Source organism: Kitasatospora sp. NPDC096140 (assembly GCF_040303045.1).
Taxonomy (GTDB): Bacteria; Actinomycetota; Actinomycetes; order Streptomycetales; family Streptomycetaceae; genus Kitasatospora.
In genome coordinates, this window is sequence record NZ_JBEOUW010000064.1 from 1 (window position 1) to 12327 (window position 12327).

Sequence of the window (12327 nt, forward strand, 5' to 3'; positions counted from 1 at the left end):
ACCGGGTTCGTCCACCAGGCCGGCGCCCTCGATGGTGCCCGCCTGCCAGAGGCCGAAGGCGGCGCCGAGCGGGTCGACGGCCAGTGCGGCCCGGCAGCGCTGCCAGGCCATCCTCCCAGTCATCCCCTGCGCACCGGGGTGCGTCGGCCGGTCCCGGCCCACGAGGGGCCGGCAGTCGCCGGGAGGCTGGCGCCGAATCCGAGAGCGACTCGGAGGCCGGCACCGATGCTCGGGACCCGCACGCCCCCACGCGGCGGCGTCCCGAGCAGATCCACGGGAGCGACGGGCCGGGGCCCCGCGGATCTGGCTTGTGATGCATGGAACTGTTGGCTTGTGTGTTCGTGCTGTGTGCGATGACGAAGCTGGGTGCTCGGCAGTTCGGCACGACGAGTGCACAGTGAGGGATACGCGTGTAGGGCCGCGTTGCGACATGCCGTCCCCCCGGAGGGTGAAACCCAGAACGGCTGTCGTGCTGAACCGAACGTAGCCCGGACGGTTGCTCAGAGTCAACATTGGTCTCTGAGCGTCGATCTCCCGCTCGTCCCCCGTCGGTGTCCCACCCACCTCGCGAGCGCGGTGTGCCGGACACGTACGATGTTCCCATGTCTTTTCTCCGCCGTCGCTCCGGACAGCCCGCCGGCCCGGACTTCGACGTGCTCGCGATGGACCCGGGCGACTGGCCCGGCGACTTCGGTGCGGCCATGATGACCGGCCCGGACGGCTCCTGCCAGGGGATTTTCCTGCGCTACGACCTGTTCGGCGGCAGAGGCCCGGCGATGTTCATCGGCAACCTCCCCGAGGGCTCGCCCGCCCGGGAGACCGGCGACAACGTGCCCTTCGAGGTGCGGCAGCTGCTCGCGGCGCTGGAGAACGACGAGCCGGTCGACTTCGTCTCGGCCGAGGACTTCCCGGTCATGCTCGGCGACGACCTGCTGATCGTGAAGAAGGTCAAGGTCAGCGAGGAGCGCGTGTTCTGCGCCCAGTTCGGCCGCAGCGACGGCGTCCTGGTCACCATCGCGTCCTGGGACCGACCGATTTCGGACGACCTGTATCAGCTGCTGAAGCCGCTCCCGGCGGACATGTTCCAGCAGGGCTGATTCCCGGGGGCCCCGCCGAGGGGCCCGGGCACCGATTTCCGGCCGGTCGGCCGACGCCCGCCCGGTGCCGGTTCGCCGCTTGACGGTATCGATCAACGGTTCGTACAGTCGCGAACATGCCGTGCCGTCTCCCGCTGCTGACCCGTCGCAGGCATCTGGACCTGCGGCGTACCGCCAGCGCGGCGTGTCCGGGTCGCTGAGGGGGATCCGTCCCCCGGCGGCGGGTGTCGGCCGGGTCCGGTCGGCGCCGGAACCCGGGGGCGGGCCGTGAACCGACCTCCGGGGCCGCCAGTCGGTACCGCGCGCCCGTACGGGCGTGCCGCCCGCCCGTCGAGCCCACGCTGCCGCCCGGAGGCACCGCATCATGACGACCCGCGCCGCCGACCGTCCGCCCGTCGACCGTGCGCCAGAGGGGCAGCCCCCCGGTGACGGCCCCCTCGACGGGGGTTGCCCTGCCGACGGTTCCCCCGCCGACCGTCAGGAGGCACCCCGTCCGTCGGCCGCCCGTTCCCGGGCCGCCTCGCCGTCGTCGACTTCCGGACAGGCCGAATCCGGCCAACCGGCCTCCCCGCCGGCCTCCCGACCGGCCGGCCGTTCCCGCTCGGGCGGCCGCCCGGGTTCCCGAGCGGCCTCCGGGCCGGCCTCCGGGCCGGCCTCCCCGCCGACCGAGCCGTCGACCGAGCCGTCGCCGTCCGACCGCGCGGCGGTCGAGGACGCCCTGGCCGGGCTGCCCCGGGTGGTCGACCTGCTCGCCGCCCGCGCCGAGGAGCACGACCGCGACGCGACCTTCCCCTACCAGGGCATCGAGGCGGTCCACGAGGCCGGACTGCTCACCCTCACGGTCTCCCGCGCGTACGGCGGACCGGGCGGCACGCTCGCCGACACCGTCCGGGTGCTCTCCCAACTCGGCCGCGGGGACGCCTCGGTGGCCGTGGTCACCGCCTTCACCCTGCTCCGGCACGCCGAGCAGGCCCGCCGCGCCGACTGGCCGACGGCCGGCTACCGGCGGCTGCTCACGGAGTCCCGACGCGGCCCCGCGCTGGTCAACACGCTGCGGGCGGAGCCCGGCGCCGGACCGGGCGGACTGCCGGAGACGGTCGCCCGGCGGGACGGCGACGGCTGGCTGCTGACCGGTCGGAAGACCTACTGCACCGGCGCCGAGGCACTGGCCTGGATGGCGGTGACCGCGCGGACGGACGAGGAGGAGCCGAGGACCGGCACCTTCCTGGTGCGCGGGGAGAGCGAGGGCCTGGAGATCGACCCCACCTGGGACCAGCTCGGTCTGCGCGCCAGCGCCAGCCACGACGTCGTGCTGGACCGGGTCCGGGTGCCGGCCGACCTCGCGCTCGGCCTCGGCACCCGCGAGCCGCGGAAGGGCGCCGGGAGGAGCGGCGGCGAGCACGCCGCCGGTGCCGGTGCCGGGAGCCGTGCCGAGCACGGCGCCGGGAGCGTCGCCGAGGCCGAACTGTCGCGCGCCTGGCACGATCTGGCCCTCTCCGCCGTGGCGATCGGCGTGGCCCGGGCCGCCGAGTCCTGGCTGGTCCGCTTCCTCGGCCGGCGCACCCCGGCCGATCCGACCGGGCCGTTCGGCACCCCGTCCCGCCACCGCTGTGCGCTCGGCGAGATCGAGGCGCAGCTGATCGGCGCCGAGGAGCTGGTCGAGGGCCTGGCCCCCCGGGTGGACCGGGGCGAGCCGGACGCCGTCGCCAGGACCGGTCCGGCCCACCTGCTGGCCACCCGGGCCGCGACGGCGGCGGTCCAGCAGGCCGTCGCCCTGGCCGGCAACCCCGGCCTGAGCCGGCGCCACCCGCTGGAGCGCTACCTGCGGGACGTGCTCAGCAGCCGGGTGCACCTGGCTGCCGAGGAGGTCGTCCTGGACGCCGCCGGCCGGGCCGCCCTGGAGCGTGGCGCCCGGCCGTGACGGGCCCGTTCGTCGGTGGTGGCCCGGTCCGTGGCGGCCCGGCCGGCGGCGCTGGGGCCGCCGTGCGCGGACGCCGGTTCAGCGCGTCCCGACCGCCGCCCGGACGGCCCGGCGGGCGAGCGCAGCGTCGTCGTAGAGGCGGCGGATCATGATCCGCTGCTCCTCGCCAGCGCCCGGCACGTCGTACAGCCGGATCTCCCGCATCAGCACCAGCACCAGGTTCACCAGGAACGCGTCCCGGGCCATGGTGCCGCCGCTCTGGGCGAGTTGGCTGATCTGACGGCGTGCCGCGGTGTCCCCGGAGAGCACGCTCCACAGCACCGCCAGGTCGTAGCCGGGCAGGTACCAGCCGGCCTGTTCCCAGTCGACCAGCACCGGGCCGGACGGCGCCAGCAGCATGTTGCTGAGCAGGGCGTCGCCGTGGCACAGCTGCATCGGGGTGTGGCCGAGGCCGTGCAGCAGGCCGCGCAGGTCGCCGGCGTCCCGGTCGGTGAGCTGGCCCACCGAGTGGTAGCGGGCGATCTCCAACTGGTAGTCCAGGCGCGGCTGGAACACATCCGTCGGCGGCCGCCACAGGTTCAGCGTCCGGACGGTGTTGAGCAGCGCCCGCACCTCGCCCGGGGTGGGCGCGTTGACCGGGTGGCGCTCCCGGGCGGCCGGGCGGCCGGGGACGCGCTCCATGACCAGCACGCAGCGGTCGTGGTCGGCCGCGACCAGCCGGGGCAGCCGCACCGGCGGGCGGTGCCGGACGAACGCCCGGTAGACCGCGACCTCGTGGTGGAAGTCGGCCACCAGCTGCTCGAAGTACTCACTCCGCACCGCCTGCGGCGCCAGGCACTTGGCGACCACCGGAGCCCGCCCGATGGTGCCCGCCACCAGGATGTGGCGGCTGCCCTCGCGCAGGACCTGGCGCGGGGTGAACGCGGGACATATCCGCGCGACGCCGGCCAGCGCGGCCCGGACCGACGGGGTCTGCAGCGCCGACGGGTCGATCCGCTCCGGCCCGCCGGGCTGGCCGGGCCGCCGGGCGCGCAGCACCTGGCCGTCGGCCTGGCGGGCGAGCGGGATCCGGCCGCCGACCGGCGGAGCGGTCTCGGGTGCGCGCAGCCCCAGCGCGGTACGGCCGGTGGGGCCCAGTGCCGTGCGGCCGGTCGGGACGACCCGGGTGTCCGTGGCCCGGCCCTCGACGCCCCGCGGAGCCACCGGGCGGCTGGCCGGGGGCACCTGCTTGGGGCCGGGTCGGCCGGTGGCTGCGGTGGGGGGGCGCAGCGCGGGGCGGGTCGCGGTCGGCGTGGGGGTCGTCGCTGAGGAGTACATGGGCTGAGGGAGGTCCCTTCCGGTCCGTCGGCGGGGTGCGGCCCCGCGGGGGCGGGGTAGGGCCGGTGCCGTGTGCTTCCTGGCGTGACGGCGGCCCTGCGGGTGGTGCGGCATTGCTGGCGGTGCGGTGCGGCGGGTGGTGCGGTGCGGCGGGTGGTGCGCGGGCGCCGGGCACGGACGCGGGGTCAGGAACCCCTGTTCGGCGTGTGCTCCGGCCGTCCGCACCCTGGGGAATGCGGTCGGCCGGACTGCCGTGGCCGTGCCCGGCGCTCCCGCGCCACCCGGCCGCGCCACCCCCTCGGGTGAGTGCCGGGAGCGTCCCGTGACACCGTCGGGGGACTGCTCCGACGCCGGTGGGACGCCGTCCGACCCGGGGGGCGAGGTGGCGCACCCCTACAACACACCCGTCGGGCACTGGCTTAGTAGTCTGGCGGGCCCTGGCGAACGGTGGCGAATGCTCGCCTGGCACTTGCCGGAGCCTCTAGCCTCGAAGGAGCCGAGGAACCTGGGGGCTTCATTGAGCAGGGGACCCAACACCCGACTCGCCGATCTGTTCGTCCTGACCGGATGGTCCAAGGGCGAACTCGCGCGGCTGGTCAACCGCCGTGGTGCCGCGATGGGGCAGATGCAACTGTCCACCGACACTTCGAGGGTACGGCGTTGGATCGAGCAGGGGGAGATCCCGCGCGATCCGGTGCCGAGGGTGCTGGCAGCCGTGTTCACGGAGCGGCTCGGCCGTGTCGTCACCACTGAGGACCTCGGTCTGGAACGACACCGGCCCACCAGGTCCGGAGCGGAGCCGTCCGCAGCAGTGCCATGGTCGCCGGATCGAACAGCCGCGGTCCTCACCGAGTTCACGGGAATGGACCTCATGCTGAACCGACGTGGATTGGTGGGCGCCGGAGCCGCGCTCACGGCCGGGGCGGTCATCGCCGACTCGCTGAAGGGCTGGCTGGGCGGGGACGCCGTCGCGTACGCGGCCTCCGTGCCCGGGCCGCGACAGGTGGTCACCGGGAGCGGGGCGCGCCCGGTGGTGGACGTGTACGCCGCGGGCCCGGTCGGGCTCGACGAGGTGGAGTCGCTGGAGCGCTCGGTGCAGGTGTTCCGGGCCTGGGACGCGGCCCGCGGGGGCGGGTTGCAGCGCAAGGCGGTGGTCGGGCAACTCAACGAGGTCGGCGGCCTGTTGACGCACCGGCACCCGCCCGGCGTGGAGCAGCGGCTGTGGGCGGTCGCGGCCAACCTCGCGGTGCTGGCGGGCTGGATGTCGCACGACGTGGGCCTGGAGCCCACCGCCCAGCGGTACTTCATGATCGCGGCCGAGGCGGCCAAGGAGTCCGGCGACCGGCCGCGGGCCGGCGAGGCGATCTCCCGGGCCGCGCGGCAGATGGTCCACCTGGGCCGGGCCGACGACGCGATCGACCTCATGGCGGCGGCCAAGGCGGCCGGCGGGAAGCCGGCGCCCAGAACGCGCGCCATGCTGAACACCGTCGAGGCCTGGGCGCACGCCTCGATCGGGCACTCCCAGGACACCTACCGGCTGCTCGGCGAGGCCGAGGACCTCTTCGCCGAGGAGTCGCCGGAGCCGCCTCCGTGCTGGATGCAGGTGTTCGACGAAGCCGAACTGCGCGGCATGCAGGCCCTGGTGCTGCGCACGCTGGCCGAGCACGACCGGGCGGCGGCGCCCACGGCGCGCAGGCGCGCGGAGCAGGTGATCGCCCTTCGGGAGGGCACCGGGCAGCTGCGCTCGGCGCTGTTCGACCGGATCACGCTGGCCTCGGTGCACCTGATCACGGGTGAGCCGGACGCAGCGGAGCTGCAGGCCAAGATGGTGATGAACCTGATCGGCCAGAACTCCTCGCACCGGACGTGGGACCGGCTGCGGGAGATGTACCGGCTGACCGCGGAGTACCGGGGGCTGCCGGTGGTGGACGAGCTGCGGGCCGAGCTGGGACTGCAGTTGCGGGCGGCGGACGCCAAGAACCGGCCGCGGCTGACCTGAGGGGCCGGGCCGACGTGCGGGGCCCCGGGGCTGCCGGGGTGCCGTGGTTCGATTCGCTTCGGTTGGCTTCGGCTCGGCTCGGTGGCCCGGCAGTGTCGCGGCCCGGGTCTGCCCGGCCGTGCCGTGGCTCAGTCCGGCGGTGCCGGGCGGAGCAGCATGCGCAGCGCGGTGACGGTGCCGTCGGAGCCGAGGACGGGTTCGCCCGAGCACTCGACGCTGTCGTGCCGTCCGCCGGGTCGGCGGATCCGCAGGGTGCCGGCGGCGATGCGGCCGTGCACCAGGGCGTCGGTCATCATCCGGCGCAGCAGCGGCCGGTCCGCCTCGGGGAGGCGGTCGGGCAGCCGGTCGAGGCTGAGCGGGCCGTGGTCCGGGTCGCACCCGAGGAGGAGGAAGGTCTCCGCGTTCCAGTGGACGCCGTCGGTCAGCAGGTCCCACTCGGCGGAGCCGAGGACGCCGTCCTCGCCGTCGCCGCCGAGGTAGGGGCCGGACGGCTCCTGCGCCGTGCCGTCCACTCTGCCGTCCGTTCCGCTGTCGGCGTCGCCGCCGCTGCCGTCGTCGCCCGTCCCGTCAGCGGCGCGCTCCGCTCGGTCCGTACCCGGGCCGGCTGCGCAGGAGGCGTTCGCGCCGGAGCCGTTCGCGCCCGCCGGGGCGCCGTCCACCGTGGCGGTGCCCGGCGGGCGGGCGGCGCCTAAAGGCATGTTCATGACGGGTCCATCGCTCGGTTCGGCCCGCTTTGTGCGGGTCCCTCGGGTAGTGAGAAGACTGTCGCACAACGTCCTCACCCTCGTGGGCGATTTGGACAGATCGCAGGCAAAATTCCCCTGGCATATGCCACTGTGGCAGCGGGCTCCGTCGCCCTGTGTGCGGAAGCGGGCGCGAGGCGGTAACCTTCGGTGATTCCGGCGCCCGGGCGCCCACCGCAGTACCGACCAGAGACCCCGGCGACGGAAATCCCGTTGCCACTACGACCGCCGCAACGGATGCTGACCTCATGTTCGAGCCAGTGATAGCACCCAGTGCCAGCCTCCTAGGCCTCCTGCAGCGAGGCCGTGGTGACGGGCAGCTCCATGCGCTGGCCGCCGACCGTGCCGAGGCCATCGCCGCGCTGGAGGAGTGTGTCACCAGGGATCCGCGAGCCGACTGGCAGGTCGAGAGCCGCTCCCTCTACTACGCCCGCCTCTACATGGAGCTGGAAGCCCCCCTCGACGGCATCGAGGACCACCTCCACTCCGCCGAGGACCTCGTCACCGATGACGAGGGCCGCACGGGCCTCGCCCTCTCCGTCCTGGGCCACCTCGCCGCGTACGGCCGGCGCGACGCGCTGCTGATGCTGCGCGAGTACGCCGCCACGGGCGCCAACTGGGCCTGGGCCCTCGACGAGCTCGCCCTGCGCGACGACGACCGCGGCCTGCTGCTGCTCGGCACCGCCGTGCTGGACCACTTCCCGCCGGGCCCCGAGGGCGACGCCGAACTGCGCGAGTTCATCCGCAACGCGTACGAGCCCCGGCCGTGGCGGCTGTGGGCGGCCTACCACCCGAGAGTGGCGGCCGCCGCCGAGCAGTCCCCCTTCGACCTCTGGCAGCGCCAGGTCAACCGCAGCGGGGTCACCCCCGGCTGGTCCACCGCCGACGTGCTGGCCTGGGCCGACCAGGGCGACCTGGGCGGCCTCGGTGCCGGCGCCTTCCTCGGCCGGCCCGACGCCCGGCCGGAGCCCGCGCGCGACACCGACTCCCCGAGCGGCCCCGACGCGGTGGACCGCCGCGCCGCCGCGGCCGCCCGCTGCCTGACCGCCGTCGTGCGGCCCGAGGACCGTCCGCTGCTGCTGGAGGCCGCCCGCAGCGGCCTGCCCGGCGCCCGCCGCGCGGCCCTGCGCCACCTCGTCGAGCAACGCGACCCGGCCGCCGTCGAGCTGATCGAGGCGGCCGCCGCCGACGTGGACGACCGGATCGTCCGGGCCGCCCTGGAGCTGCTCGGCCGGATGCGCGGTCCCGAGGTGCTGGCGCAGGCCCGCCGCTGGGCCGACCCGGCCACCGGGGGCGCGGACAGCGCGCTCGGCGAGGCCGCCGCCCAGCTGCTGGCCGACGCCGGGGAGCCGCAGGACGCGCCGCTGGTGGTCGCCGGGCTGCGCCGCTGGGTCTCCGTGCGGGGGGTCTCCGGTACCGGGCTCGGATCGTTGGTGGACGGTGCGGGGCGGCTGGCCGCCGCCGACGCCGTACCGGTCCTGCGCCACATCTACGGGGAGGCGGCCTCCTCCGAGCTGCGCGGACGTGCCGCCCGGGCGCTCGCCACCACCGACGTGCACTTCCCCGAGGGGCCCGCCGTCGAGTGCCTCTGGGACTGCGAGGAGTCCACGCGTGAGCTCGCCGCGCGCCATGTCGCCACCACGGGCGACGCGCGTGTGCTGGAGCGGTTGCGCAGGCTCGCCGCCGACCCGGCCGAGGAGGCCGAGGTCCACGCCGCCGTGCGCGGCCGATTGACCGCAGCCCGGGAGTTCGGGCGTTAGGTCCTCGACGTTCAGTGGGCCGGGACACCGTCGGGTGTCCCGGCCCACTGCTTTCTCCGGAGCCGTCCGGCCGGATCCGCGCCGCTCCTCGGAGGTGGCGGTTCCGAGCCGCGGTGATCCTGCGGCGCGCTGGTTCTGAAACGCGGTTCTACTTCACCGAGCCCGCGTCCGGGGTCAGGACGCCGCCGGCCACCAGTCCGACGATCAGGACGCCGAGCAGCACCCGGTACACCACGAACGGCATGAAGCTGTGCGTCGAGATGTACTTGAGGAACCAGGCGATCGCCGCGTAGCCGACCGCGAAGGCGATCAGGGTGGCCAGCACGGTCGGACCCCAGGCGGGTGCCGGGCCCTCGCCGATCTTGAACAGTTCCAGCGTCCCCGAGGCGAGCACCGCCGGGATGGCCAGCAGGAACGAGTAGCGGGCCGCCGCCTCCCGGCTGTAGCCGAGCAGCAGGCCCGCGCTGATCGTGCCGCCGGAGCGGGAGACGCCCGGGATCAGCGCCAGCGCCTGGGCGAAGCCGTAGATGCCCGCGTGCGGCAGCGTGAGGTCACTGATCGGACGGGCGTGGCGGACCGCGCGGGTGCGGTCGGCGAAGGCCAGGATCAGGCCGAAGACGATCAGCGTGGTGCCGATGATCCGCAGGTCGCGCAGGTGGGTCTCGATGGTGTCCTGGAACAGCTTGCCGAGGATGCCGATCGGCAGGGTGCCGATGATCACGAACCAGCCCATCCGGGCGTCCGGGTCCGAGCGCAGTGCCGGGCGGACCAGCGACCGCGCCCAGGTCTTCACGATCGCGGCGATGTCCTTGCGGAAGTAAATCAGCACCGCCGTCTCGGTGCCGAGCTGGGTCACGGCCGTGAAGGCCGCGCCCGGGTCGTCCCAGCCCAGCAGCGCGGAGAAGACCCGCAGATGGGCGCTGGAGGAGATCGGCAGGAACTCGGTGAGCCCCTGGATCAGGCCGAGGACGGCCCCGTGGAACCAGTCGATCACCGGGCACCCGCCGGGGGTATCCGTCGGGTAGTGGGCAGGGGCGGCATGGGCGGGTCCTTGCGGGTCGGAAGGGGCGTGCGGACGACCGCGACCCGCCCGGCCCGCAGGCCGCGCGCGCCCGGCGCGCGGCTGATGGTACGGGGTGAAAGTGACAGTTCTTTGTTCACCCTTTGTTCGGCCTTTGCGTGCAGGGCCCTTTCCGGCCGCGCAGCGGGGGCGCCCCGGTCCGCGGCTCCGTCCGGGGTCTGCATCGGGGACTACGTTCGGGGCTACGTCCGGGGCTACGTCCGGGCCGCTCCTACTCCGACGCCCGCTCCCCGGCCTGCTCGGAAGCCTGCGCCGGGACCCGCTCCGAGGGGCGCGCCCGGACCCAGGTGCGGTCCTCCGTCAGGTAGTGCTCGACCGTCAGGCCGGCCTCGGCCAGGGCCTGCTCGAACACCTCGGTGCTGAGCGGGCGGGACAGGAAGGTCTGCGTCCAGACGCCGTCCGGGAACTCGTACTCGCAGCGGACGGAGTTCACGCCGTCGCCGACCGGAGTGGCGGAGACGAGCCGGGACCACGCGCCGGGGCCGATCGCGGTCTCGCGCGGCACGGTCAGGTGCCAGTCCTCGCCCTCGCGTTGCACCAGCACACAGCCGTCCTCGGCGACGTGGCGGCGGCACGTCTCCAGCAATCCCTGACGAACCGTCACATCACCGGCGTGCACCAGGAAGGAGGCGAGCATGACGACGTCGAAGCGTTCGCCGAGGTCCAGTTGCTCGATCGGGCTGTGCACCGTGCGGACGTCCCCGCGGACCCGGGCCAGCATCTCGGCGGACTCGTCCACGGCCGTCACGGTGAAGCCGCGGTCGGTCAGCGGGTGCGTCATCCGGCCCACGCCGCAGCCCAGTTCGAGGATGTGTGCGCCGGGCGGCACCGCCGCCTCGATGACGTCCGGGGCGTTGCCCGCGGGGAGTCGGCTCCACACTTCGACGGCGCAGCCGTCCGGCGTGATCGCGCCCTCGCCCGTTCCGTCGTAGCCCGTGCGGCGGTCGTCAGTCATGCCCCTCATCCGAACACGGATGGGCGGGCGGGGGAAGGGGGCGTCTCCGGGGCTTGCGAGATACCCCTAGGGGGTATAACTTCGATCACCGACGGAGCGAGGGAAGCGGCGCCGGACGGGCGCCGGGGCAAGCGGAGGACGACATGGCACACCCCGCACAGCACGAGCACCACGGTCAGCACGGTCACCATGAGCAGCACGAGCAGCACGGCCACCATGGACAGGACGGCCGGCCCGGGCAGGACCATCGCGGGCACGGTCACCAGGGGCAGGGCGGGCACGACCACCACGCCGCCGCCGGGGGCGGAACGAGCTGGCGGACGGCCGCGCAGGCGACCCTGCACTGCCTCACCGGGTGCGCCATCGGCGAGATCCTCGGCATGGTCCTCGGCACCGCCTTCGGCCTGCACAACGGCGCGACCGTGGTGGTCTCGATCCTGCTGGCCTTCGTCTTCGGCTATGCGCTGACCATGCGCGGCGTGCTGAAGGCCGGTCTGGACGTCGGGGCCGCGGTGAAGGTCGCGCTGGCCGCCGACACGGTGTCGATCCTGGTGATGGAGCTCATCGACAACACCGTGATGGTCACCGTCCCCGGGGCGATGGACGCGGGCCTCGGCGACCTGTTGTTCTGGGTGTCACTGGCGGGTTCGCTCGTCCTGGCCTTCGGGCTGACCGTGCCGGTCAACAGGTGGATGATCGGCCGGGGGCGCGGGCACGCCGTGGTCCATGCCTACCACCAGCACTGATCGGCCACCCGCCGGTGCCGATCGCGCACCCGTCGGCCATCCACCGGCACCGATTGCGCACCAGCCGGTGCCGATCGCACTCCGGAATACGTGCCGGAGATCTCCGCCCGCTGCCCGTACCGACCGCTCGCCGGCCGGTGCGGGCAGCGGCGCCTTCCGGTGCGCCCAGTTATCCCTCGCGGCCCTCAAGCTCCGCCAATGTCGCGTGCAGCCAGCCGAGTTCGGCCTCGGTGGTGGCGCGGGCGATCAGCAGCTGGCCGCGCCGGAACGGGTCGGGGAACTCCTCGGCGCCCATCGGGCGGTCGCCGTCGTAGAAGAAGCTCGCCGGCTCGGACAGGAACGCCAGCCGGCGGCGGAGCACGGCCGCCTGGGCGGTGGGGTCGTCGAGGTGGCGCAGGAAGGCGAGCAGGGTGAACCAGCGGTTCTCGTCGCTGATGTCCAACTGCTCGGGCTCGCGCAACTGGTCGAGCAGTGCGGCTCGGCCGGCCTCGGTGAGGTGCAGGGTGTGCCGGGGTGCGGCGGCGCTGCCGGGCTCGGTCCGGCGGGTCAGGAGTCCGGCGGTCTCCAGGCGCTTGATCGCGGGGTAGAGCGTTCCGTCGCTGATCGGCTGGACGTGCCCGGAGAGCGCGGAGAGGTGGCGGCGCAGCTCGTAGCCGTGCAAGGGCCGGTCGTACAGGAACCCGAGGATCGCGAGCTTGAACATGGGGC

11 protein-coding genes are annotated in these 12327 nt (G+C 74.4%); 6 read left to right on the forward strand and 5 right to left on the reverse strand.

What is annotated here, in order from left to right; all coding sequences use genetic code 11:
* Nucleotides 1-602 precede the first annotated feature (602 nt).
* The 3 genes from ABT048_RS38395 to ABT048_RS38405 all read left to right on the forward strand — a co-directional run bounded on the left by ABT048_RS38395 (nucleotide 603) and on the right by ABT048_RS38405 (nucleotide 3018).
* The gene (locus ABT048_RS38395; protein WP_350526276.1) at nucleotides 603-1097 is read left to right on the forward strand and encodes a hypothetical protein; all 495 of its coding nucleotides are present in this window, start codon (nucleotides 603-605) and stop codon (nucleotides 1095-1097) included.
* 116 nt (nucleotides 1098-1213) lie between these two features.
* Nucleotides 1214-1297, forward strand: a complete 84-nt coding sequence (locus ABT048_RS38400) for a putative leader peptide (protein ID WP_350526312.1) — start codon at nucleotides 1214-1216, stop codon at nucleotides 1295-1297.
* A 536-nt stretch (nucleotides 1298-1833) separates the two neighbouring features.
* Nucleotides 1834-3018, forward strand: coding sequence for an acyl-CoA dehydrogenase family protein (locus ABT048_RS38405; RefSeq protein WP_350526277.1), 1185 nt, complete (start codon nucleotides 1834-1836; stop codon nucleotides 3016-3018).
* A gap of 78 nt (nucleotides 3019-3096) precedes the next feature.
* Here ABT048_RS38405 and ABT048_RS38410 read toward each other — a convergent pair whose 3' ends face one another.
* Complete coding sequence (locus tag ABT048_RS38410; RefSeq protein ID WP_350526278.1) at nucleotides 3097-4335, reverse strand: aminoglycoside phosphotransferase family protein; 1239 nt, start codon at nucleotides 4333-4335, stop codon at nucleotides 3097-3099.
* Between the two features lie 517 nt (nucleotides 4336-4852).
* Between ABT048_RS38410 and ABT048_RS38415 the strand changes: the two genes are divergently transcribed.
* Nucleotides 4853-6334 carry a DNA-binding protein NsdB gene (locus tag ABT048_RS38415; protein WP_350526279.1) on the forward strand — a complete coding sequence of 494 codons (1482 nt, stop codon included), beginning with the start codon at nucleotides 4853-4855 and terminating at the stop codon, nucleotides 6332-6334.
* A 128-nt stretch (nucleotides 6335-6462) separates the two neighbouring features.
* On the opposite strand, the gene ABT048_RS38420 is transcribed toward ABT048_RS38415, so the two are convergent.
* Nucleotides 6463-7038 carry a hypothetical protein gene (locus ABT048_RS38420; protein ID WP_350526280.1) on the reverse strand — a complete coding sequence of 192 codons (576 nt, stop codon included), beginning with the start codon at nucleotides 7036-7038 and terminating at the stop codon, nucleotides 6463-6465.
* A gap of 287 nt (nucleotides 7039-7325) precedes the next feature.
* Between ABT048_RS38420 and ABT048_RS38425 the strand changes: the two genes are divergently transcribed.
* On the forward strand, nucleotides 7326-8837 hold the full coding sequence (locus ABT048_RS38425) for a HEAT repeat domain-containing protein (protein ID WP_350526281.1): 1512 nt from the start codon (nucleotides 7326-7328) through the stop codon (nucleotides 8835-8837).
* 148 nt (nucleotides 8838-8985) lie between these two features.
* Here ABT048_RS38425 and ABT048_RS38430 read toward each other — a convergent pair whose 3' ends face one another.
* On the reverse strand, nucleotides 8986-9828 hold the full coding sequence (locus tag ABT048_RS38430; RefSeq protein WP_396553102.1) for an undecaprenyl-diphosphate phosphatase: 843 nt from the start codon (nucleotides 9826-9828) through the stop codon (nucleotides 8986-8988).
* Nucleotides 9829-10129: 301 nt separating this feature from the next.
* Complete coding sequence (locus ABT048_RS38435; RefSeq protein WP_350526283.1) at nucleotides 10130-10873, reverse strand: class I SAM-dependent methyltransferase; 744 nt, start codon at nucleotides 10871-10873, stop codon at nucleotides 10130-10132.
* 143 nt (nucleotides 10874-11016) lie between these two features.
* Here ABT048_RS38435 and ABT048_RS38440 point away from each other — a divergent pair, with 143 nt between their 5' ends.
* Nucleotides 11017-11619, forward strand: coding sequence for a DUF4396 domain-containing protein (locus ABT048_RS38440; protein WP_350526284.1), 603 nt, complete (start codon nucleotides 11017-11019; stop codon nucleotides 11617-11619).
* A gap of 169 nt (nucleotides 11620-11788) precedes the next feature.
* On the opposite strand, the gene ABT048_RS38445 is transcribed toward ABT048_RS38440, so the two are convergent.
* Nucleotides 11789-12322 carry a PadR family transcriptional regulator gene (locus ABT048_RS38445; protein ID WP_350526285.1) on the reverse strand — a complete coding sequence of 178 codons (534 nt, stop codon included), beginning with the start codon at nucleotides 12320-12322 and terminating at the stop codon, nucleotides 11789-11791.
* Nucleotides 12323-12327 lie beyond the last annotated feature (5 nt).

What these genes read in the sequence shown, in the direction of transcription:
- ABT048_RS38435 (WP_350526283.1), bottom strand. Translation starts at nt 10,873, where the DNA reads ATGACTGACGACCGCCGCACGGGCTACGACGGAACGGGCGAGGGCGCG.
- ABT048_RS38445 (WP_350526285.1), bottom strand. Translation starts at nt 12,322, where the DNA reads ATGTTCAAGCTCGCGATCCTCGGGTTCCTGTACGACCGGCCCTTGCAC.
- ABT048_RS38420 (WP_350526280.1), bottom strand. Translation starts at nt 7,038, where the DNA reads ATGAACATGCCTTTAGGCGCCGCCCGCCCGCCGGGCACCGCCACGGTG.
- ABT048_RS38440 (WP_350526284.1), top strand. Translation starts at nt 11,017, where the DNA reads ATGGCACACCCCGCACAGCACGAGCACCACGGTCAGCACGGTCACCAT.
- ABT048_RS38400 (WP_350526312.1), top strand. Translation starts at nt 1,214, where the DNA reads ATGCCGTGCCGTCTCCCGCTGCTGACCCGTCGCAGGCATCTGGACCTG.
- ABT048_RS38395 (WP_350526276.1), top strand. Translation starts at nt 603, where the DNA reads ATGTCTTTTCTCCGCCGTCGCTCCGGACAGCCCGCCGGCCCGGACTTC.
- ABT048_RS38425 (WP_350526281.1), top strand. Translation starts at nt 7,326, where the DNA reads ATGTTCGAGCCAGTGATAGCACCCAGTGCCAGCCTCCTAGGCCTCCTG.
- ABT048_RS38410 (WP_350526278.1), bottom strand. Translation starts at nt 4,335, where the DNA reads ATGTACTCCTCAGCGACGACCCCCACGCCGACCGCGACCCGCCCCGCG.